Annotated in this window: 9 protein-coding genes, 4 tRNA genes and 5 rRNA genes; 8 read left to right on the top strand and 10 right to left on the bottom strand. The window is 38.8% G+C overall.

The window, feature by feature from the left end; translation table 11 throughout:
* Position 1: 1 nt before the first annotated feature.
* The 9 genes from ACR9ES_RS11530 to ACR9ES_RS11490 all read right to left on the bottom strand — a co-directional run bounded on the left by ACR9ES_RS11530 (position 2) and on the right by ACR9ES_RS11490 (position 11,332).
* Positions 2-2,874: ribosomal RNA gene (locus ACR9ES_RS11530) — 23S ribosomal RNA — on the bottom strand.
* Between the two features lie 229 nt (positions 2,875-3,103).
* Positions 3,104-3,180, bottom strand: a tRNA-Ala gene (locus tag ACR9ES_RS11525).
* A 159-nt stretch (positions 3,181-3,339) separates the two neighbouring features.
* Positions 3,340-3,413, bottom strand: a tRNA-Ile gene (locus tag ACR9ES_RS11520).
* A 79-nt stretch (positions 3,414-3,492) separates the two neighbouring features.
* Positions 3,493-5,010, bottom strand: a 16S ribosomal RNA gene (locus tag ACR9ES_RS11515).
* Between the two features lie 1,104 nt (positions 5,011-6,114).
* A 5S ribosomal RNA gene (rrf, locus tag ACR9ES_RS11510) occupies positions 6,115-6,223 on the bottom strand.
* A gap of 100 nt (positions 6,224-6,323) precedes the next feature.
* A 23S ribosomal RNA gene (locus tag ACR9ES_RS11505) occupies positions 6,324-9,196 on the bottom strand.
* A gap of 229 nt (positions 9,197-9,425) precedes the next feature.
* Positions 9,426-9,502: transfer RNA gene (locus ACR9ES_RS11500), tRNA-Ala, on the bottom strand.
* A gap of 159 nt (positions 9,503-9,661) precedes the next feature.
* Positions 9,662-9,735 (bottom strand) — tRNA-Ile (locus tag ACR9ES_RS11495).
* A gap of 79 nt (positions 9,736-9,814) precedes the next feature.
* A 16S ribosomal RNA gene (locus ACR9ES_RS11490) occupies positions 9,815-11,332 on the bottom strand.
* The 16S, 23S and 5S rRNA genes sit together here with 4 tRNA genes alongside, the layout of an rRNA operon.
* A gap of 993 nt (positions 11,333-12,325) precedes the next feature.
* On the opposite strand from ACR9ES_RS11490, the gene thrS reads away from it, so the two are divergent.
* The 6 genes from thrS to ACR9ES_RS11460 all read left to right on the top strand — a co-directional run bounded on the left by thrS (position 12,326) and on the right by ACR9ES_RS11460 (position 17,473).
* On the top strand, positions 12,326-14,272 hold the full coding sequence (thrS, locus tag ACR9ES_RS11485) for a threonine--tRNA ligase (RefSeq protein WP_435254303.1): 1,947 nt from the start codon (positions 12,326-12,328) through the stop codon (positions 14,270-14,272).
* Positions 14,273-14,345: 73 nt separating this feature from the next.
* Positions 14,346-14,864: a translation initiation factor IF-3 gene (infC, locus tag ACR9ES_RS11480; protein ID WP_408035320.1), complete on the top strand. Its 519-nt coding sequence runs from the start codon at positions 14,346-14,348 to the stop codon at positions 14,862-14,864.
* Between the two features lie 47 nt (positions 14,865-14,911).
* Positions 14,912-15,109, top strand: coding sequence for a 50S ribosomal protein L35 (gene rpmI / locus ACR9ES_RS11475; protein ID WP_099215431.1), 198 nt, complete (start codon positions 14,912-14,914; stop codon positions 15,107-15,109).
* Between the two features lie 149 nt (positions 15,110-15,258).
* Positions 15,259-15,603, top strand: a complete 345-nt coding sequence (gene rplT / locus ACR9ES_RS11470) for a 50S ribosomal protein L20 (RefSeq protein WP_028891166.1) — start codon at positions 15,259-15,261, stop codon at positions 15,601-15,603.
* Positions 15,604-15,699: 96 nt separating this feature from the next.
* Positions 15,700-16,284 (top strand): hypothetical protein, encoded by a 585-nt coding sequence (locus ACR9ES_RS11465; RefSeq protein WP_435254302.1) that lies wholly within the window; start codon positions 15,700-15,702, stop codon positions 16,282-16,284.
* A 148-nt stretch (positions 16,285-16,432) separates the two neighbouring features.
* The gene (locus tag ACR9ES_RS11460; protein WP_435254301.1) at positions 16,433-17,473 is read left to right on the top strand and encodes an XAC2610-related protein; all 1,041 of its coding nucleotides are present in this window, start codon (positions 16,433-16,435) and stop codon (positions 17,471-17,473) included.
* A gap of 122 nt (positions 17,474-17,595) precedes the next feature.
* On the opposite strand, the gene ACR9ES_RS11455 is transcribed toward ACR9ES_RS11460, so the two are convergent.
* Positions 17,596-19,272, bottom strand: a complete 1,677-nt coding sequence (locus ACR9ES_RS11455) for a formate--tetrahydrofolate ligase (RefSeq protein ID WP_435254300.1) — start codon at positions 19,270-19,272, stop codon at positions 17,596-17,598.
* 206 nt (positions 19,273-19,478) lie between these two features.
* On the opposite strand from ACR9ES_RS11455, the gene secDF reads away from it, so the two are divergent.
* Together secDF and ACR9ES_RS11445 are read left to right on the top strand one after the other, a co-directional pair.
* Entirely contained in the window at positions 19,479-22,457 is a 2,979-nt protein-coding gene (gene secDF / locus ACR9ES_RS11450) for a protein translocase subunit SecDF (RefSeq protein ID WP_435254299.1), read from the top strand.
* Positions 22,458-22,544: 87 nt separating this feature from the next.
* Entirely contained in the window at positions 22,545-23,663 is a 1,119-nt protein-coding gene (locus ACR9ES_RS11445; protein ID WP_274634936.1) for an adenylate kinase, read from the top strand.
* The last annotated feature ends 184 nt before the right edge of the window (positions 23,664-23,847 follow it).

Genomic DNA, 23,847 nt, shown 5'->3' with positions numbered 1-23,847 from the left:
TGTACATAAGCCTATGGGTTATTAGTACTACTCAGCTACATACATTACTGCACTTACACTTATAGCCTATCAACGTGGTGATCTTCCACGACCCTTTAAAGAAATCTCATCTTGTGGTGGGTTTCGCGCTTATATGCTTTCAGCGCTTATCCCTTCCCGACGTAGCTACTCTGCAGTGCCCCTGGCGAGACAACAGATACACTAGAGGTCAGTCCAACTCGGTCCTCTCGTACTAAAGTCAGATCCACTCAAATTTCTAACGCCCACAGCAGATAGAGACCGAACTGTCTCACGACGTTCTGAACCCAGCTCGCGTGCCACTTTAATGGGCGAACAGCCCAACCCTTGGGACCTTCTCCAGCCCCAGGATGTGACGAGCCGACATCGAGGTGCCAAACCCCCCCGTCGATGTGAGCTCTTGGGGGAGATCAGCCTGTTATCCCCGGAGTACCTTTTATCCTTTGAGCGATGGCCCTTCCATGCGGAACCACCGGATCACTATGCTCTACTTTCGTACCTGATCGACCTGTATGTCTCTCAGTCAAGCTCCCTTATGCCATTGCACTCTACGCACGGTTACCAAGCGTGCTGAGGGAACCTTTAGAAGCCTCCGTTACTCTTTTGGAGGCGACCACCCCAGTCAAACTACCCACCACGCACTGTTCTCATTGCTGAGTTAGGCTCTAGATAAGCAAAGGGTGGTATTTCAAGGATGACTCCACAACGCCTAGCGACGCTGCTTCAAAGTCTCCCACCTATCCTACACATTACTTATCCAAAGTCAATACGAAGCTATAGTAAAGGTTCACGGGGTCTTTTCGTCCCGCTGCGGGTAATCGGCATCTTCACCGATACTACAATTTCACCGAGCTCATGGCTGAGACAGTATCCAGATCGTTGCACCATTCGTGCAGGTCGGAACTTACCCGACAAGGAATTTCGCTACCTTAGGACCGTTATAGTTACGGCCGCCGTTTACTGGGGCTTCATTTGATTGCTTCGCCGAAGCTAACAACTCCACTTAACCTTCCAGCACCGGGCAGGTGTCAGGCCTTATACATCATCTTTCAATTTAGCAAAGCCCTGTGTTTTTGATAAACAGTCGCCTGGATCTTTTCACTGCGGCCAACATTGCTGTTGGCGACTCTTCTCCCGAAGTTACGAGTCTATTTTGCCTAGTTCCTTAGCCATGAATCTCTCGAGCACCTTAGAATTCTCATCCCAACTACCTGTGTCGGTTTACGGTACGGGTTCTTATAACCTGAAGCTTAGAGGTTTTTCTTGGAAGTTTTTAGGCACACTATCCACGCATCCGAAGACTTGTGGTACTATCACACTTCAGCTAAACCGGCGGATTTGCCTACCAGTCTAATACCTAAATGTTTCAACGAACTATTCCGTCAGTTCGCGGTGCTTTCACTACTCCGTCACCCCATCGCAGTTATAAGAAGTACAGGAATATTAACCTGTTGTCCATCGACTACTCCCTTCGGATTCGCCTTAGGTCCCGACTAACCCTCAGCTGATTAGCATCGCTGAGGAAACCTTAGTCTTTCGGTGAGGGGGTTTCTCGCCCCCTTTATCGTTACTTATGCCTACATTTTCTTTTCTATACGTTCCAGCATGCCTCACAGCACACCTTCAGCACATATAGAATGCTCCCCTACCACTTTAATAAGTCCATAGCTTCGGTAATATGTTTATGCCCGATTATTATCCATGCTCGACCGCTCGACTAGTGAGCTGTTACGCACTCTTTAAATGAATGGCTGCTTCCAAGCCAACATCCTAGCTGTCTGGGCAGTCAAACCTCGTTTTTTCAACTTAACATATATTTGGGGACCTTAGCTGATGGTCTGGGTTCTTTCCCTCTCGGACATGGACCTTAGCACCCATGCCCTCACTGCTGAAAAACATTTTATAGCATTCGGAGTTTGTCAGGAATTGGTAGGCGGTGAAGCCCCCGCATCCAATCAGTAGCTCTACCTCTATAAAACTTTTATTCAACGCTGCACCTAAATGCATTTCGGGGAGTACGAGCTATTTCCGAGTTTGATTGGCCTTTCACCCCTACCCACAGGTCATCCAAAGACTTTTCAACGTCAACTGGTTCGGTCCTCCACTGTGTGTTACCACAGCTTCAACCTGCCCATGGGTAGATCACTCGGTTTCGCGTCTACTACTACTAACTAATCGCGCCCTATTCAGACTCGCTTTCGCTTCGGCTCCGATCCTTAAAATCTTAACCTTGCTAGTAACAGTAACTCGTAGGCTCATTATGCAAAAGGCACGCCGTCACACAGTTAATGTGCTTCGACCGCTTGTAGGCGTACGGTTTCAGGTTCTCTTTCACTCCCTTACTTAGGGTTCTTTTCACCTTTCCCTCACGGTACTAGTTCACTATCGGTCTTTCAGGAGTATTTAGCCTTACCGGATGGTCCCGGTGGATTCATACAGGATTACACGTGTCCCGCACTACTCAGGGTACTGCTATATCCTCTTCGATTACCTGTACGAGACTATCACTCTCTTCGGTTCGTCTTTCCAAACGATTCCAGTTCTCTTAGATTCTAATGTCGCAGCCCTACAACCCCAATATTGCCGTAACAACATTGGTTTGGGCTAATCCGCGTTCGCTCGCCACTACTAACGGAATCACTTTTGTTTTCTCTTCCTCTGGTTACTTAGATGTTTCAGTTCACCAGGTTTGCTCACCCGAAGGTGTGACATGTCTTCAACATGACGGGTTGCCCCATTCGGAAATCTACGGATCATAAAATATGTGCTTCTCCCCGTAGCTTATCGCAGCTTATCGCGTCCTTCATCGCCTCTGAAAGCCTAGGCATCCTCCATACGCCCTTATTTAGCTTATTGTACTTTTTGCTCTAGCTTTACGCTAGAACGAGCTCTTTATAATTCTTGTTCTTATAAAAATATTTCGTTAGATATTATCTAACTCTCTATCTTGATTCTTTACGATATCATTTTACCAATATGTCAATGAACGTTGTGGCGAGTCGCCACTGACAAGTAATTAAACTTGTTAGTCACAATCTGCCTGCAATACTCTTGAAGATAATATTACTTATCTCCAGGCATCGCCTGGTGGAGAATATCGGAGTCGAACCGATGACCTCTTGCGTGCAAGGCAAGCGCTCTAGCCAGCTGAGCTAATCCCCCATCTCTTTTAGTTATGAGTTATTAGTCGTTAGTTATTAGTTGGTGTGAGTTTAACTTAAAACTTAGCACTCAACACGTAAAACCAAATCCCTCAACTTCTAAAATTTCCTTTAACTAAAATCTTTCAATTCTTTAATCATTCAATCTTTGAATAATTTGTAGTCTCGGGCAGACTCGAACTGCCGACCTCTACATTATCAGTGTAGCGCTCTAACCAGCTGAGCTACGAGACTATAAGATCTTAGTCTATTTTTTAAAATTAACAGCAAAGAGTAAAATTAACCTCTTATGTAACTCACCATCTTTCTCTAGAAAGGAGGTGTTCCAGCCGCACCTTCCGGTACGGCTACCTTGTTACGACTTAGCCCTAGTTACCAGTTTTACCCTAGGCAGCTCCTTGCGGTAACCGACTTCAGGCACCCCCAGCTTCCATGGCTTGACGGGCGGTGTGTACAAGGCCCGGGAACGTATTCACCGGATCATGGCTGATATCCGATTACTAGCGATTCCAGCTTCACGGAGTCGAGTTGCAGACTCCGATCCGAACTGTGATATGGTTTATAGATTCGCTCCAACTCGCGTTGTGGCTGCTCATTGTCCATACCATTGTAGCACGTGTGTAGCCCAGGACGTAAGGGCCGTGATGATTTGACGTCATCCCCACCTTCCTCACGGTTTGCACCGGCAGTCTCGCTAGAGTCCTCAGCTTTACCTGCTAGCAACTAACGATAGGGGTTGCGCTCGTTATAGGACTTAACCTGACACCTCACGGCACGAGCTGACGACAACCATGCAGCACCTTGTAAAGTGTCCGAAGAAAAAGGTATCTCTACCCCTGTCACTCTACATTTAAGCCCTGGTAAGGTTCCTCGCGTATCATCGAATTAAACCACATGCTCCACCGCTTGTGCGGGCCCCCGTCAATTCCTTTGAGTTTCAATCTTGCGATCGTACTCCCCAGGTGGGACACTTATCACTTTCGCTTAGTCACTGAATTTGCACCCAACAACTAGTGTCCATCGTTTACGGCGTGGACTACCAGGGTATCTAATCCTGTTCGCTCCCCACGCTTTCGTCCATGAGCGTCAGTATATACGTAGTAGACTGCCTTCGCAATCGGTATTCTAAGTAATATCTATGCATTTCACCGCTACACTACTTATTCTATCTACTTCCGTATAACTCAAGTCAACCAGTATCAAAGGCAGTTCCATAGTTAAGCTATGGGATTTCACCTCTGACTTAATTGACCGCCTGCGGACCCTTTAAACCCAATGATTCCGGATAACGCTTGCACCCTCCGTATTACCGCGGCTGCTGGCACGGAGTTAGCCGGTGCTTATTCTTACAGTACCGTCAAGGTCGTACACGTACGACTGTTTCTTCCTGTATAAAAGCAGTTTACAACCCATAGGGCAGTCTTCCTGCACGCGGCATGGCTGGTTCAGAGTTGCCTCCATTGACCAATATTCCTCACTGCTGCCTCCCGTAGGAGTCTGGTCCGTGTCTCAGTACCAGTGTGGGGGATAATCCTCTCAGACCCCCTACCTATCGTTGCCATGGTAAGCCGTTACCTTACCATCTAGCTAATAGGACGCATAGTCATCTTGTACCGATAAATCTTTAACTAAATTGTGATGCCACATCTCAGTATTATGGAGTATTAATCTTCATTTCTAAAGGCTATCCTCCTGTACAAGGCAGATTCTATACGCGTTACGCACCCGTTCGCCGGTCGTCAGCGGTGCAAGCACCCTGTTACCCCTCGACTTGCATGTGTTAAGCCTGCCGCTAGCGTTCATCCTGAGCCAGGATCAAACTCTTCATTGTAAAATCTTTAATTATTTTAAATGTTAAGTTCCAAAAGAATTTTTTCGGTAATCTTTTAGATTATCCGTGGTAATTCTACTCTTTTAATTACGCTGTCAATTTCAATATTTTCAATGAACGTGGCGAGTCGCCAATAACAAGTCTTAAACTCATCTCTTTAACTCAACCTTCTTGTAGAAACACTAGACTCGAACTAGTAGCTTATCGCTTTCCAAAATCTCTCTGATCGTAACCGCTTTCTTAAAGCGGGTGCAAACATACAAACTCTTTTTATTCTGACAAAAACTTTTTTGAAGTTTTTTTTCGTTTGTTTACTGCACTATTTTAATGAACTATTCCCGTTAAAATCGGACTGCAAAGATATTACGTTTAACTTTAATAAAACAAGAAAAAATTAAACTATTTTTTAACCTTTTCTTGATGTATCCTACACCCTATTTTAATGAACTCTTGCTAACTTATTAGCTTACCGCCTTTCCGTTTGCGGGTGCAAATATAGATACCTTTTTCCTTATAACAAGCACTTTTTTTGCCTTTTTTCACAAGCCTTTTTTAATGCTTTAAAAATTAATGCTTTACGTTCGGAAGTTTTTTAGTTTAGAGCTTGGATCACTTTACTAAATCTCCCTTTTTAAGGACTCTTCCTTCATTTATTAACTTTGGAAGCCTAGTTAAAAACTCTAAAAATTAGGGGTGATGTAACATCTCTGCTTAAGTTACCAACAACTACTTTCTCTTTTTCTTGTGATCTCGCTTCTTCTTCATCCTTGAAAACATAGCCTTATACTCCGAAACATCTACGTATCCTCTACTCTTTGATACTATAACCTTACAAACTTGCTATATAACAGCAAATAATACCTTCTTCTAAAGTCTACGTGTTTTTATCCCTTTATAGTAGTTTAAATCCTATGATAACACTTAGGCTATAAATATAAGAGGTTAGATAAAAGCTTAAGTTATTTGTAGGTTTTCTATAATTTACTTTCATAGCCATTGTAAAATCTACCTGTATACCTATTTCCTGTTAAGGATATATTATAGTATTCTAAAAAAAAGTGCAAAAAAAAACCTCAATCTACTAAAAGATTGAGGTTTGTTAAAGAAAGGCAACGACCTACTCTCCCACCAGTGGCAGTACCATCGGCGCTAATGGGCTTAACTTCTCTGTTCGGAATGGTAAGAGGTGAGCCCCATTGCGATAATCACCTTAAATCGTTGCAGTATATTTCAACTGTAAAAGTTAACATATTAGTAAAATCATATCATAAATCTATCAAAGAGTTTGCTCCCGGCCACTAGGACCGGGATACGTACATAAGCCTATGGGTTATTAGTACTACTCAGCTACATACATTACTGCACTTACACTTATAGCCTATCAACGTGGTGATCTTCCACGACCCTTTAAAGAAATCTCATCTTGTGGTGGGTTTCGCGCTTATATGCTTTCAGCGCTTATCCCTTCCCGACGTAGCTACTCTGCAGTGCCCCTGGCGAGACAACAGATACACTAGAGGTCAGTCCAACTCGGTCCTCTCGTACTAAAGTCAGATCCACTCAAATTTCTAACGCCCACAGCAGATAGAGACCGAACTGTCTCACGACGTTCTGAACCCAGCTCGCGTGCCACTTTAATGGGCGAACAGCCCAACCCTTGGGACCTTCTCCAGCCCCAGGATGTGACGAGCCGACATCGAGGTGCCAAACCCCCCCGTCGATGTGAGCTCTTGGGGGAGATCAGCCTGTTATCCCCGGAGTACCTTTTATCCTTTGAGCGATGGCCCTTCCATGCGGAACCACCGGATCACTATGCTCTACTTTCGTACCTGATCGACCTGTATGTCTCTCAGTCAAGCTCCCTTATGCCATTGCACTCTACGCACGGTTACCAAGCGTGCTGAGGGAACCTTTAGAAGCCTCCGTTACTCTTTTGGAGGCGACCACCCCAGTCAAACTACCCACCACGCACTGTTCTCATTGCTGAGTTAGGCTCTAGATAAGCAAAGGGTGGTATTTCAAGGATGACTCCACAACGCCTAGCGACGCTGCTTCAAAGTCTCCCACCTATCCTACACATTACTTATCCAAAGTCAATACGAAGCTATAGTAAAGGTTCACGGGGTCTTTTCGTCCCGCTGCGGGTAATCGGCATCTTCACCGATACTACAATTTCACCGAGCTCATGGCTGAGACAGTATCCAGATCGTTGCACCATTCGTGCAGGTCGGAACTTACCCGACAAGGAATTTCGCTACCTTAGGACCGTTATAGTTACGGCCGCCGTTTACTGGGGCTTCATTTGATTGCTTCGCCGAAGCTAACAACTCCACTTAACCTTCCAGCACCGGGCAGGTGTCAGGCCTTATACATCATCTTTCAATTTAGCAAAGCCCTGTGTTTTTGATAAACAGTCGCCTGGATCTTTTCACTGCGGCCAACATTGCTGTTGGCGACTCTTCTCCCGAAGTTACGAGTCTATTTTGCCTAGTTCCTTAGCCATGAATCTCTCGAGCACCTTAGAATTCTCATCCCAACTACCTGTGTCGGTTTACGGTACGGGTTCTTATAACCTGAAGCTTAGAGGTTTTTCTTGGAAGTTTTTAGGCACACTATCCACGCATCCGAAGACTTGTGGTACTATCACACTTCAGCTAAACCGGCGGATTTGCCTACCAGTCTAATACCTAAATGTTTCAACGAACTATTCCGTCAGTTCGCGGTGCTTTCACTACTCCGTCACCCCATCGCAGTTATAAGAAGTACAGGAATATTAACCTGTTGTCCATCGACTACTCCCTTCGGATTCGCCTTAGGTCCCGACTAACCCTCAGCTGATTAGCATCGCTGAGGAAACCTTAGTCTTTCGGTGAGGGGGTTTCTCGCCCCCTTTATCGTTACTTATGCCTACATTTTCTTTTCTATACGTTCCAGCATGCCTCACAGCACACCTTCAGCACATATAGAATGCTCCCCTACCACTTTTAAAAGTCCATAGCTTCGGTAATATGTTTATGCCCGATTATTATCCATGCTCGACCGCTCGACTAGTGAGCTGTTACGCACTCTTTAAATGAATGGCTGCTTCCAAGCCAACATCCTAGCTGTCTGGGCAGTCAAACCTCGTTTTTTCAACTTAACATATATTTGGGGACCTTAGCTGATGGTCTGGGTTCTTTCCCTCTCGGACATGGACCTTAGCACCCATGCCCTCACTGCTGAAAAACATTTTATAGCATTCGGAGTTTGTCAGGAATTGGTAGGCGGTGAAGCCCCCGCATCCAATCAGTAGCTCTACCTCTATAAAACTTTTATTCAACGCTGCACCTAAATGCATTTCGGGGAGTACGAGCTATTTCCGAGTTTGATTGGCCTTTCACCCCTACCCACAGGTCATCCAAAGACTTTTCAACGTCAACTGGTTCGGTCCTCCACTGTGTGTTACCACAGCTTCAACCTGCCCATGGGTAGATCACTCGGTTTCGCGTCTACTACTACTAACTAATCGCGCCCTATTCAGACTCGCTTTCGCTTCGGCTCCGATCCTTAAAATCTTAACCTTGCTAGTAACAGTAACTCGTAGGCTCATTATGCAAAAGGCACGCCGTCACACAGTTAATGTGCTTCGACCGCTTGTAGGCGTACGGTTTCAGGTTCTCTTTCACTCCCTTACTTAGGGTTCTTTTCACCTTTCCCTCACGGTACTAGTTCACTATCGGTCTTTCAGGAGTATTTAGCCTTACCGGATGGTCCCGGTGGATTCATACAGGATTACACGTGTCCCGCACTACTCAGGGTACTGCTATATCCTCTTCGATTACCTGTACGAGACTATCACTCTCTACGGTTCGTCTTTCCAAACGATTCTAGTTCTCTAAGATTCTAATGTCGCAGCCCTACAACCCCAATATTGCCGTAACAACATTGGTTTGGGCTAATCCGCGTTCGCTCGCCACTACTAACGGAATCACTTTTGTTTTCTCTTCCTCTGGTTACTTAGATGTTTCAGTTCACCAGGTTTGCCCCACTTACGTGGTAATACATCTTCAATGTACTGGGTTGCCCCATTCGGAAATCTACGGATCATAAAATATGTGCTTCTCCCCGTAGCTTATCGCAGCTTATCGCGTCCTTCATCGCCTCTGAAAGCCTAGGCATCCTCCATACGCCCTTATTTAGCTTATTGTACTTTTTGCTCTAGCTTTACGCTAGAACGAGCTCTTTATAATTCTTGTTCTTATAAAAATATGTTGTTAGATATTATCTAACTCTCTATCTTGATTCTTTACGATATCATTTTACCAATATGTCAATGAACGTTGTGGCGAGTCGCCACTGACAAGTAATTAAACTTGTTAGTCACAATCTGCCTGCAATACTCTTGAAGATAATATTACTTATCTCCAGGCATCGCCTGGTGGAGAATATCGGAGTCGAACCGATGACCTCTTGCGTGCAAGGCAAGCGCTCTAGCCAGCTGAGCTAATCCCCCATCTCTTTTAGTTATGAGTTATTAGTCGTTAGTTATTAGTTGGTGTGAGTTTAACTTAAAACTTAGCACTCAACACGTAAAACCAAATCCCTCAACTTCTAAAATTTCCTTTAACTAAAATCTTTCAATTCTTTAATCATTCAATCTTTGAATAATTTGTAGTCTCGGGCAGACTCGAACTGCCGACCTCTACATTATCAGTGTAGCGCTCTAACCAGCTGAGCTACGAGACTATAAGATCTTAGTCTATTTTTTAAAATTAACAGCAAAGAGTAAAATTAACCTCTTATGTAACTCACCATCTTTCTCTAGAAAGGAGGTGTTCCAGCCGCACCTTCCGGTACGGCTACCTTGTTACGACTTAGCCCTAGTTACCAGTTTTACCCTAGGCAGCTCCTTGCGGTAACCGACTTCAGGCACCCCCAGCTTCCATGGCTTGACGGGCGGTGTGTACAAGGCCCGGGAACGTATTCACCGGATCATGGCTGATATCCGATTACTAGCGATTCCAGCTTCACGGAGTCGAGTTGCAGACTCCGATCCGAACTGTGATATGGTTTATAGATTCGCTCCAACTCGCGTTGTGGCTGCTCATTGTCCATACCATTGTAGCACGTGTGTAGCCCAGGACGTAAGGGCCGTGATGATTTGACGTCATCCCCACCTTCCTCACGGTTTGCACCGGCAGTCTCGCTAGAGTCCTCAGCTTTACCTGCTAGCAACTAACGATAGGGGTTGCGCTCGTTATAGGACTTAACCTGACACCTCACGGCACGAGCTGACGACAACCATGCAGCACCTTGTAAAGTGTCCGAAGAAAAAGGTATCTCTACCCCTGTCACTCTACATTTAAGCCCTGGTAAGGTTCCTCGCGTATCATCGAATTAAACCACATGCTCCACCGCTTGTGCGGGCCCCCGTCAATTCCTTTGAGTTTCAATCTTGCGATCGTACTCCCCAGGTGGGACACTTATCACTTTCGCTTAGTCACTGAATTTGCACCCAACAACTAGTGTCCATCGTTTACGGCGTGGACTACCAGGGTATCTAATCCTGTTCGCTCCCCACGCTTTCGTCCATGAGCGTCAGTATATACGTAGTAGACTGCCTTCGCAATCGGTATTCTAAGTAATATCTATGCATTTCACCGCTACACTACTTATTCTATCTACTTCCGTATAACTCAAGTCAACCAGTATCAAAGGCAGTTCCATAGTTAAGCTATGGGATTTCACCTCTGACTTAATTGACCGCCTGCGGACCCTTTAAACCCAATGATTCCGGATAACGCTTGCACCCTCCGTATTACCGCGGCTGCTGGCACGGAGTTAGCCGGTGCTTATTCTTACAGTACCGTCAAGGTCGTACACGTACGACTGTTTCTTCCTGTATAAAAGCAGTTTACAACCCATAGGGCAGTCTTCCTGCACGCGGCATGGCTGGTTCAGAGTTGCCTCCATTGACCAATATTCCTCACTGCTGCCTCCCGTAGGAGTCTGGTCCGTGTCTCAGTACCAGTGTGGGGGATAATCCTCTCAGACCCCCTACCTATCGTTGCCATGGTAAGCCGTTACCTTACCATCTAGCTAATAGGACGCATAGTCATCTTGTACCGATAAATCTTTAACTAAATTGTGATGCCACATCTCAGTATTATGGAGTATTAATCTTCATTTCTAAAGGCTATCCTCCTGTACAAGGCAGATTCTATACGCGTTACGCACCCGTTCGCCGGTCGTCAGCGGTGCAAGCACCCTGTTACCCCTCGACTTGCATGTGTTAAGCCTGCCGCTAGCGTTCATCCTGAGCCAGGATCAAACTCTTCATTGTAAAATCTTTAATTATTTTAAATGTTAAGTTCCAAAAGAATTTTTTCGGTAATCTTTTAGATTATCCGTGGTAATTCTACTCTTTTAATTACGCTGTCAATTTCAATATTTTCAATGAACGTGGCGAGTCGCCAATAACAAGTCTTAAACTCATCTCTTTAACTCAACCTTCTTGTAGAAACACTAGACTCGAACTAGTAGCTTATCGCTTTCCAAAATCTCTCTGATCGTAACCGCCTCTTTAAAGCGGGTGCAAACATACAAACTCTTTTTATTCTAACAAAAACTTTTTTTAAGTTTTTTTTCGTTTGTTTGCTACACTATTTTAATGAACTACTTCCCGTTAAAATCGGACTGCAAAGATACTACGTTTAATCTAAATAAAACAAGAAAAAATTAATCTATTTTTTAACCTTTTCTTTACCTTCTCTACTCCCTATTTTAATGAACGCTTACTAACTTCTTAGCTTACCGCTTTTCCGTTTGCGGGTGCAAATATAGATACCTTTTTCCTTATAACAAGCTCTTTTTTTGCCTTTTTTTACAAGCCTTTTTTAATACTTTAAAAATTAATGCTTTACGTTCGGAAGTTTTTTGAATATTGGCTGTTGGCTTTTAGTTTTTGACAATTAACTTAGCTATAAACACCTTTAATGACTAACGACTGATCTATACCTCTCGCGTTAGGGGTTAACTCAATCATTCTATATTACTTATTTGTTTCGTTGAATACATAGACATAGCATTTGAAGTGGCATCCTTTTGTTTTGCCTCGACTTCGCTCAGCAACCTAAAACAAAAGATATAGCGGAAAGCCCAAAAGTTTGATAGTGTTTGAACAGCTAGTGAAAACCACTAGCAAAATGGGACGCCCAAGGAGCAAAAATCTATTTTGAAATACCTTATATATATATTGTATGAAAAATGCTTTTACAATATCTTTGCAATTCAAAATTTCCACTTGTAAGGAAATTACATATAACACATATATATAATGATTAAGATTACATTACCTGACGGGAGCGTCAAAGAATTTGAAAAGAACAGCACTCCAATGGATGTTGCGAAAAGTATTAGTGAAGGTTTAGCTAGAAATGTTATTTCTGCAAGTTTCGAAGGAAAAACCATTGAAACTACCACCCCACTTACCACAGACGGCTCGTTAGTATTATATACTTTTAATGATACGGCAGGAAAGAAAGCTTTTTGGCATTCTTCTGCTCACGTATTAGCACAAGCTATTCAAGATTTTTTTCCGAATGCAAAGTTAACTATTGGACCAGCTATTGAAAATGGTTTCTATTATGATGTTGATTTTGGAGACGAAACTATTTCTGAAAAAGATTTTGATAAAATAGAAAAGAAATTTTTAGAGCGTGCTCGTGAAAAAGCAGAGTTTAAAATGCGTTCTATTTCTAAATCTGATGCTTTAGCTTACTATAAAGCACAAGACAACCAATATAAGGTAGAACTTATTGAAGGTTTAGAAGATGGGGATATCACTTTTTGTGATCACAGCGATTTTACCGACTTATGTCGTGGAGGTCATATTCCGAATACTGGAATCATCAAAGCTGTAAAGATTATGAATGTTGCTGGTGCATACTGGCGTGGTGACGAAAAGAACAATCAGCTTACTCGTGTCTACGGAATCTCTTTTCCGAAGCAAAAAGAATTAAAAGAATATTTAGAACTTCTTGAAGAAGCTAAAAAACGTGATCATAGAAAACTTGGTAAGGAGTTAGAGCTATTTACGTTTTCTCAAAAAGTAGGACAAGGTTTACCTTTATGGTTACCTAAAGGTGCTGCTTTACGTAACCGATTAGAAGATTTTTTAAAAGCTGCTCAAAAGAAAGCGGGGTATGAAATGGTCATGACACCACATATTGGTCAGAAAGAATTATATGTTACTTCTGGTCACTATGCGAAGTATGGTGAAGACAGTTTTCAACCAATTACAACTCCAAAAGAAGATGAGGAGTTTTTATTAAAACCGATGAACTGTCCGCATCACTGTGAAGTTTACAACCACAAACCTTATTCATACAAAGATTTACCAAAACGCTTTGCTGAGTTTGGTACTGTATATAGATATGAGCAAAGTGGAGAACTACATGGTTTAACTCGTGTACGTGGGTTCACTCAAGATGATGCACATATTTTCTGTACTCCTGAACAATTAGATGAAGAATTCAAAAATGTAATTGACCTTGTATTATATGTATTCGGTTCATTAGGTTTTGAAAACTTTACTGCTCAGGTTTCTATCAGAGATATGGAAAATCCAGATAAATATATAGGTTCTGTTGAAAATTGGGAAAAAGCTGAACAAGCAATTATCAATGCAGCTAAAGATAAAGGTTTAGATTATGTGATTGAAGAAGGTGAAGCTGCCTTTTATGGTCCGAAATTAGACTTTATGGTAAAAGATGCTTTAGGTAGAAGCTGGCAGTTAGGAACTATTCAGGTAGATTACAACTTACCTGAGCGTTTTGATTTACATTATAAAGGAACCGATAACCAATTACATCGTCCTGTAATGATTCACCGTGCACCATTTGGTTCTATGGAACGTTTCATTGCTGTTTTATTAGAGCACACTGGTGGAAATTTCCCACTTTGGTTAACCCCAGAACAAGTTATTATACTGCCAATCAGTGAGAAATATCAAAATTATACCAAAAAAGTTTTAACTTTGTTGGAAAATTCCGAAATTCGCGCCCTCGTTGATGACCGCAATGAGAAGACAGGAAGAAAGATTCGTGATGCCGAAGTTAACAAAATACCATTTATGGTAATTGTTGGTGAACAAGAAGAAAAGGATGGCACAGTATCTGTAAGGAAACATGGCGAAGGAGACCTTGGAACATTTACTATAGAAGAATTCATTTCTCTAATACAGAATGAAGTTAGTAAAACATTGGTTCCTTTCGGAAGTTAAAAAATAGATAGTAATTTTAAATTTATAAGTCATAGCAATTAGAAGAAAAGGCGGAAGAAAACCCGCAAGAGTAATTAAAGAAGATCAACATAGAATTAACGATAGAATTAAATATGTTGACGAAGTTCGTCTTGTAGGCGATAACGTAGAAGTAGGTGTATACCCTTTAGCTAAAGCTAAAGAGATTGCACGAGAGTTAGAATTAGATTTAGTTGAGATTTCACCTAAAGCTGTTCCTCCTGTTTGTAAAGTTATTGATTACAAAAAGTTCTTATACGAGCAAAAGAAACGTGAAAAAGCTTTAAAAGCGAAAGCTACTAAAGTTACTGTAAAAGAAATTCGTTTCGGCCCTCAAACAGACGAACATGATTACGAATTCAAAAAGAAGCATGCTATTAAGTTCTTACAAGACGGAGCCAAATTAAAAGCTTTTGTATTCTTCAAAGGACGTTCGATTGTGTTCAAAGAACAAGGACAAATTTTACTATTAAAACTAGCTCAAGAACTAGAAGAATATGGTAAAGTAGAGCAAATGCCAAAATTGGAAGGAAAACGTATGATTATGTTTATTGCACCTAAAAAGACAAAATAGACAAATCTATAACGATAATATAAGCAAGATAAAACTAAAGATCAGAGATGCCTAAAATTAAAACAAAATCTAGTGCCAAGAAACGTTTCAAGTTAACTGGTTCTGGAAAAATCAAAAGAAAGCACGCGTTTAAAAGCCACATTTTAACAAAGAAGTCTAAAAAACGTAAGCTTGCATTAACTCATTCGACTTTAGTACACAAGTCAGATGAAGCTAACATTAAGCAACAATTAGTATTAAAATAATTGTTAGCTAGGTAGTAAATTAATTATTAACCATGGAGTTGGGCCACAAAGAGTTTTAAGTTTTGAGTTTATAGTTTTCAGTTAAACACAACTAAAAACTAAACACTTAAAATTATATAAACCGCCTACTACAAAAACACATTTGAATTATGCCAAGATCAGTAAATTCAGTAGCTTCAAGAAATAGAAGAAAGAAAATCTTGAAGCAAGCAAAAGGTTACTTTGGACGTCGTAAGAACGTTTACACAGTAGCAAAGAACGCGGTTGAAAAAGGAATGCTTTATGCATACCGTGACCGTAAAAACAACAAGAGAAACTTCCGTTCATTATGGATTCAACGTATCAACGCTGGAGCTCGTCAGTTCGGAATGTCTTACTCACAGTTTATGGGTAAAGTTAAAGCTAACAACATCGAGTTAAACCGTAAGGTTTTAGCTGATTTAGCTATGAACAACCCAGAAGCTTTTAAGGCCATTGTAGAGAAAGTAAAATAAGTTTCATAACCTTGCTTATACTAAAAACCCAAACCTAAACGTTTGGGTTTTTTTAAACCATCTTATATTCATCAATTGAAATAAAATACCAATCCTATGAAATTTTTCAAAATAGCATTCATCTTTATTTTTACTCAAAGTATTATCGCTCAAGAAAATCTTCCTGAACAACCAAATACTGTTGAGAACCAATTTAATGAACTTTATAAAAAATCGAACAATTACCAGGTTTATAAAGTAATAAAGAAGAATGAATACTTAAGACTTCAAAAAAGTATATTAGACAGCATAAAGGTAATTAAAACAGATGCTGCCTCTAAACAAGTTAAAATAAACGAACAACAAAAAAGTATAACTGAGTTACAAACAAAAATTGATGCTTTAAATAGCGATTTAACTACTTCTATCGGTAAAGAAGATGCAATTTCATTTATTGGAATTCCTTTAAACAAAGCTACCTATAACACTATTGTATGGGGTATTATTTTCGCTCTACTGGCTGGATTAGCTTTCTTTATTTATCGTTTTAACAATAGTAATGTAGTTACTAAAGAAACTAAGAGTTTATTAGCTGATACCGAAGAAGAATTTGAACAGTACAAAAGAAAGTCTATAGAAAAAGAACAAAAGTTACGTAGACAATTGCAAGATGAAATAAACAAACAACGTGGTGTAAATTAGTCACAACTCGTTAACATAAAAAACAACCCTCATTCGGCTACTTCTGTAACCTAAGGGTTGTTTTTGGGTTTAATCCCGCACATTTTTTTGATAATTTTGTCGTTGAGAAAAAAGCTATTTGAAATTATTATACTTAACAAATTAATTAATGAAAAAGAATTTAACACTCTTACTTATTTTCACTTTCCTAAACGTATTAGGCCAAACTAAATACGAAATCAAAGGTTTTTCAGAAAAATATAAAGGACTGTTGATTATTGAAAAAGGTTATGAAAATGAAATTTTTAAAAAAGGAAGTGTTGCTGTATTTGAATCTAAAACAAATACCAAAATTATAGAAATTCATTCCGATGAATTAACTTTTGAATTAGAAACCATCGGGGTTGTTAAAACAAACATTTTAGAACTTCCTTACGGAGAACAGAGTATTTTAATATATAAAGACTTCAATTTTGATGGCATTAAAGATTTAGCCATTATGGATGGGCAATTCAGTTGTTACCATGGTCCATCTTTTAGAATATACCTCGAAATTAATAATAAGCTAACCTTTAGTCCTGAGTTTACTCGATTAGCACAAGAATATTGTGGTATGTTTCAAACGAATAAAAAAACAAAAACCATCCACACTATTACAAAAAGTGGTTGTTGCTGGCATCAATATTCAACTTTTAAAGTAGTTAACAATATTCCCTCTCCTACACTAATCATTGAAGAAAGTGCTGATTCCGCTCCTTTTTATTCAACTACTACGACCAAATGGAATGGAAATAAAAAAAGTACTGAAATTATTAAAACACTAGATTTAGAATATGATGGGCTTTCTGAAATATTATCATTTAATCTTATTAAAAACCAAAAGCAAGTTGTTCTGTTTAGCATGAATGAACTAGACCTTAATTACGCTTTAATTAAACCTGATGGAGCTGTGGAATTCTCATTCCCAATTGAAATGATGGAAGAAGATTATAATTTCAAGATTAATAAAACAGGAAACTCATTGACCTTTAAAAACAAAGGTGCTACTTATGAAATTTACCAAACTAGTAAAGAAGGTAAAATTAATAGCATCGGAATATTTGTTACGGTAAATGGTAAGAAGTACGACTTAAAAGGAGATTTGAACTCTATAGAAGGAAGTTTAGAAGCTCTAAAAAACATAAAACTAAACAATCTTATCACTGAATAGATTCTAATTTTAAACAAAAAAATCCCGAGTTTATCACTCGGGATTTTTTTATTAATAACGGTTTCAACCTATCTTAACCACAATATTTACTTCTACTTAAAAAGCGCTATCTGATTGCATATTTATGATAATCCTGAGATTACACCTTTGTTATCGATTTTCATATTTTCTGAAGCAGGAATTGCAGGTAACCCAGGCATACGCATCATTTTCCCTAAAATAGGAATGATAAATTGTGCCCCTGCAGCAATTTCTATTTCACGTACATTTACGGTAAATCCTTCTGGTCTTCCTATTAAACTTTCATTATCTGAAAAAGACTTTTGTGTTTTAGCCATACAAATAGCAAAATCATTAAACCCTAATCGATCTATTCTTCGCAAATTTAACTCTGCTTTTTTATCATAGGTTACTCCTGTAGCTCCGTAAATTTCTTTGGCTATCTTTTCTATTTTTTCTTTTACAGGACTTTTCCAATCGTACAACGGTTTGTACTGTGTAGCCTTGTTTTCAACTACATCAACAACTGCCTCTGCCAATTTTTTAGTTCCTTTACCTCCTTTTGCCCATCCTTCTGAAACAACTGCTTGTACACCTAAACTAGCACAAGCATTAATTACATAGTTTACTTCTTCTTCAGTATCAGAAATAAAAGAATTGATGGCTACAACAGGCTCAATATTAAACTTTCTAATGTTTTCAATATGCTTTTCTAGGTTTTTAAATCCATTTTGTACACGCTCTAAACTTGGAGTATTGTATTCTTCTTTTAGCGAACCTCCATGATGACGTAACGCTCTAATTGTCGCAACTAACACAACACATTTAGGATTTAACCCCGCATATTGTGATTTAATATTCAAAAATTTCTCAGCTCCTAAATCTGCACCAAATCCTGCTTCTGTTACTACATAGTTTGACAACGACAACCCCATTTTGGTCGCAATAATAGTGTTTGTTCCTTGCGCAATATTAGCAAAAGGCCCTCCGTGAATAATCGCTGGGTTCTCTTCTAGCGTTTGTACTATATTAGGCTTGATAGCATCCTTTAATAAGATAGCCATAGCATCTTGCGCTTTTAAGTCACGAGCAAAAACTGGCTTTTTATCAAAAGTAAATCCGATGAAAATATTTCCTAAACGCTCTTTTAAATCGTCAAAACTAGTTGCCATACAAAGAATTGCCATCACTTCAGATGCCGGGGTAATATTGAACCCATCTTCTCGTGGAATTCCGTTTGCTGTACCTCCTAAACCAATAGTTATTTGGCGTAACGCACGATCGTTCATATCTATTACACGTTTCCATAAAATAGTACGTGGATCAATATTTAGATTGTTAACGCTACTCTGTAAATTGTTATCTATTAAAGCTGATAATAAGTTATTTGCCTTTTCAATAGCATTGAAATCTCCTGTAAAATGTAAATTGATATCTTCCATAGGAACTACCTGAGAGTATCCTCCACCTGCAGCACCTCCTTTAATACCAAAAACAGGTCCTAATGATGGTTCACGCAACACAACAGTAGCTTGTTTTCTTACTTTGTTTAATCCTTCTGTTAACCCTATAGAAACTGTTGTTTTTCCTTCACCTGCTGGCGTCGGTGTTAATGCTGTTACCAACACTAAATTGTTTTCTTTTATTTTTTCTTCGTCAATTAAATCAAGTGGCAGTTTAGCTTTGTACTTTCCATACATTTCTAAGTCATCTTCACTTACTTTCAATTTACTTGCTATATGTTTAATATGTTGTAATTCTTTTGCTTGAGCAATCTCGATATCGGTTAAATGCGCCATGGCAAGTTGTTTAAAATTTAAGTTATTTGTTTTTTCTAAAAAGTAAGTAAAGATACACAATATAATTCCCGCAAAAACTGACTTTTGTTAGCATTTATTCCCCAATTATTGCGTTACGACATAAATATGACAAAAGAATTCGCTTTTTTTTTAACGAAACGCTATATTTGCACGTTTTTAAAATAAAGTCGATTAAATTATTTACAATGCAAAACAAAGGATTAATTAAATTATTTGCTATACTTTTTGGTTTAGTAAGTATTTATCAATTATCGTTCTCGTTTTTCGCCAACAAGGTAGAAGACAGCGCGAAACAGTATGCGAAAGCAAATGTTAGTGATAACAACGGAAGAGCTTTAGCAAGATATGAAAGAAAATACTTAGATAGCGTAGCTAACAAAGAGGTAGTAAACTTAGGATTTGCTAAGTACTCTTACAACGACATCAAAGACAAAGAAATGAACCTTGGTCTTGATTTAAAAGGGGGTATTAATGCAATTTTACAGGTATCGGTAAAAGATATCTTAATCGGATTATCTAACGATTCTCAAAACACAACTTTTAAGCAAGCATTAAAGAATGCTGATGAAGCTCAAAAGAACAGTCAAGCGAATTACTTAGATTTATTCTACGATGAGTTCGAAAAATTAAGCAACGGTAACGTTAAATTAAGCGACCCAAGCATTTTTGGAACGAAAGCTTTACGTGATAAAATAGACTTCAACAAAACTAACGAGCAGGTTAAATCGACTTTACAAGAAGAAATTAACACTTCTATCAACACTGCTTTTGAAGTATTACGTAGCCGTATTGATAAATTCGGAGTTGTACAACCAAACATTCAACGTATTGGAACTTCTGGTAGAATTCAAGTAGAATTACCAGGAGCAAAAGATATTGATCGTGTAGAGAAATTATTACAAAGTACTGCTGAATTACAATTTTGGGAAGTACACACCAATGCTGATGTACAAAACTTTTTCTTTACTGCGAACGCAAAAGTTGCTGAATTATTAAAAGATGATTCTGCTACAGAAGAAGTAAAAGACACTGCTAAAACTGGTGATAATATTGATGATTTATTAGGTGAGTCTGCAGATTCAACAAATGTTGAAAATCAAAAGAACTTATTTACTTACTTATTCCCTAATGTAGCTCAAAGTCCACAACAAGTGAGTCCTTTAGTAGCGCAAGCTAGAGTTCAAGATACAGCTAAAGTAAACAGTTTCTTACACAATAAAGAAGTAAGAGCTTTGTTACCTACTAACTTAAAGTACACTAAGTTTTTATGGGATTACAAATCTCACGCTAGTACTGACGGAACTGAACTTATTGGTTTATATGCTATAAAATCTAACAGAAAAGACAAAGCTCCTATTGGTGGTGATGTAATTGCAGACGCAAAACAAGAATACGACCAAATGAGCAAGCCTGTAGTATCAATGTTAATGAACGGTATTGGTAGTAAGCAATGGGCTAAAATGACTGGTGAAAATGCTGGTAAATTCGTAGCAGTTGTTTTAGATGATTATGTATACACCGCTCCATCTGTTCCTGGTGCGATTACTGGAGGAAGCACTCAAATTTCTGGAGGTTCTATGACTGTTACAGAAGCACAAGATATTGCTACAGTATTAAAAGCTGGTAAATTACCTGCTCCTGCTCGTATTATTCAAGCAGAAGTAGTTGGACCATCATTAGGTAAAGAATCTATTGATGCAAGTATGGCATCATTCGCGTTAGCTATTTGCTTAGTGTTAGTTTGGATGTTCTTATACTACGGTAGAGCTGGTTTATTCGCTAACGTTGCTTTAGTTGTAAACATCTTATTCATCTTCGGAGTTTTAGCTTCTTTCAATTCTGTATTAACCTTACCAGGTATTGCGGGTATTATCTTAACCATTGGTATGTCGGTTGATGCGAACGTAATTATTTTCGAAAGAATTAAAGAAGCATTAAACGGAGGTAAAAACTTAGGTGACTCTGTAGAGGAAGGGTTTAGTATTAAAGGAGCATTATCTGCGATTATTGATGCTAACATTACCACTTTATTAACGGGTGTTATCTTATATACTTTTGGTACAGGACCAATTAAAGGATTCGCTTTAACATTAATGATTGGTATTGCTACTTCTTTATTCACTGCTGTATTTATTACTCGTTTATTTATTGACGGAGCAGTTGCTAAAGGAACAAGTTTACCTTTCAATACTGGGTTATCAAAAAACTGGTTTAAAAACATCTCTGTCGAGTTTTTACAAAAACGTAAAATCGCTTATATCATTTCAGGATTCTTCATCGTTGTTGGTTTAGTTTCTATATTCACTGTAGGGTTAAAACAAGGAGTTGACTTTAAAGGAGGTCGTTCTTATGTAGTTCGTTTTGACGAAGCTATGAAAGGTAACGAGGTTGCTGAAGAATTAAAAGCTGTTTTCGGTACTGCTCCTGAAGTTAAAACATACGGATCTGACCATCAGTTAAAAATTACAACTGCTTTTAAAATTGACGAAGACGGTACTCAAGTAGATGAAGAAGTACAATCTGCTTTATATAACGGATTAAAGCCTCACTTAGGAGATACAACTTACGAAAATTTCAAACCTGGTTTTGAAAAAGCAGGAAATGGAATTATGAGTTACATGAAAGTAGAACCTACAATTGCTGACGATATTAAGCAGGCTGCTTTATGGGCGGTATTAGGATCGTTAATTGTAGTATTCTTATATATCTTATTACGTTTTAGAAAAATGGCGTATTCTATCGGTGCGGTAGTTGCTGTTTTCCACGATGTATTAGTAGTATTAGGAGTATTCTCTTTACTATACAAATTCATGCCATTTGATATGGAAATCGGTCAGTCGTTCATCGCTGCTATCTTAACCGTAGTAGGATACTCATTAAACGATACCGTGGTAATTTTTGATAGAATTAGAGAGTTTACTGAAGGTAAAAACTCAGTTACTGCTAACTTAGTAAACAAAGCACTATGTAGTACTTTAGGAAGAACTATCAACACCTCTTTAACAACATTATTAGTAATGTTAGCTATCTTCTTCTTTGGAGGAGACAGTATTAAAGGATTCATGTTCGCATTAATCGTAGGTGTAGTAGTAGGTACTTACTCTTCTTTATTCGTTGCAACACCAATTATGTTCGACGTTTCTAAGAAAGAAGAAAACAAATAAGCGCTACTTAAACATATATAAAACCGTTTTGAAGTTTATTCAAAACGGTTTTTTCATTTAATATCAAGAAACTATCTTTGCACTCTGATGAAAATTACAAAACTTCACGATTTATATTTTAAAGAGTTCATTTCAGCAAATGAAATCTCTAGTATTGTTACATCTTTAGCTAAACAAGTTAAAAATGATTTACCTAAAGACGAGGTTCCTGTTTTTATAGGGATTTTAAACGGCTGCTTTGTTTTTACTGCCGATTTTTTACGTCAATACAAAGGTGACTGTGAAATAAGTTTTGTAAAACTCTCTTCTTATGAAGGTACTAGTTCAACAGAAAATGTAAAAAGTTTAATAGGTCTTAACGAAGACTTGACAGGACGTACTGTTATCATTTTAGAAGATATTATTGATACCGGAACAACCCTTCAAGAAATCTATGAGATTTTTTCTACAAAAAATTTAAAAGAATTAAAAATAGTTACACTTTTTTACAAGCCAGATGTATATCGTAAAGAATTGCATATAGACTATATCGGAAAAGGTATTGAAGATAAGTTTATTGTTGGTTACGGCTTGGATTATAAAGGTATTGGTAGAAATTTACCAGCTATTTATCAATTAACAACACAACCCAAAATGAAAAACATCGTATTATTCGGTCCTCCAGGTGCAGGAAAAGGTACTCAAGCAGAAATTTTAAAAGAAAAATACAATTTAGTACACATTTCAACAGGAGACGTATTCCGATTTAATATTAAAAATCAAACTGAATTAGGATTATTAGCAAAAACATATATTGATGCTGGTGATTTAGTTCCTGATGAAGTTACAATTAACATGCTAAAAGAAGAGGTTAACAAAAATGCTGACGTAGCAGGATTTATTTTTGATGGTTTTCCTCGTACCGAATCTCAAGCAGAAGCTTTAGACGCATTTTTAGCTGAAAAAGGTGAGCGCATAAACGGAATGGTTGCTTTAGAAGTTCCAGAAGATTTATTAGTTGAGCGTATTTTAGAAAGAGGAAAAACAAGCGGTCGTTCAGATGATATGGATGAAAGTAAAATCCGTAATCGTTTTAACGAGTACAACACTAAAACAGCTGTTTTAAAAGATTTTTACCAAGCACAAGGTAATTATTACGGCATAAACGGTGTAGGATCTATCGAAGATATTACACAACGTTTATCAGACGTATTTGATACATTATAAAACTTGTTAAGTTGTTGAATCTTTTAATTTACATGTCAGTTCGAGTGATTTTTATGACCTAAGGAAGAAAAATTGTATCGAGAACTACTTTAAAATTCTTATTCTCGATACAAATTTTACTCTATTCAATCGTAAAATTCACTCGAATTGACAGAATTTTTGAAATACACAACTAAACGATTCA

Origin of the sequence: Tenacibaculum sp. A30 (genome assembly GCF_051200845.1) — a bacterium.
GTDB lineage: Bacteria > Bacteroidota > Bacteroidia > Flavobacteriales > Flavobacteriaceae > Polaribacter.
The sequence above is the reverse complement of the archived record's forward strand: the minus strand, read 5'-3'. Positions and strand labels throughout refer to the sequence as shown.

What these genes read in the sequence shown, in the direction of transcription:
- secDF (WP_435254299.1), top strand. Translation starts at nt 19,479, where the DNA reads ATGCAAAACAAAGGATTAATTAAATTATTTGCTATACTTTTTGGTTTA.
- rpmI (WP_099215431.1), top strand. Translation starts at nt 14,912, where the DNA reads ATGCCTAAAATTAAAACAAAATCTAGTGCCAAGAAACGTTTCAAGTTA.
- rplT (WP_028891166.1), top strand. Translation starts at nt 15,259, where the DNA reads ATGCCAAGATCAGTAAATTCAGTAGCTTCAAGAAATAGAAGAAAGAAA.
- ACR9ES_RS11445 (WP_274634936.1), top strand. Translation starts at nt 22,545, where the DNA reads ATGAAAATTACAAAACTTCACGATTTATATTTTAAAGAGTTCATTTCA.
- ACR9ES_RS11465 (WP_435254302.1), top strand. Translation starts at nt 15,700, where the DNA reads ATGAAATTTTTCAAAATAGCATTCATCTTTATTTTTACTCAAAGTATT.
- ACR9ES_RS11455 (WP_435254300.1), bottom strand. Translation starts at nt 19,272, where the DNA reads ATGGCGCATTTAACCGATATCGAGATTGCTCAAGCAAAAGAATTACAA.
- thrS (WP_435254303.1), top strand. Translation starts at nt 12,326, where the DNA reads ATGATTAAGATTACATTACCTGACGGGAGCGTCAAAGAATTTGAAAAG.
- ACR9ES_RS11460 (WP_435254301.1), top strand. Translation starts at nt 16,433, where the DNA reads ATGAAAAAGAATTTAACACTCTTACTTATTTTCACTTTCCTAAACGTA.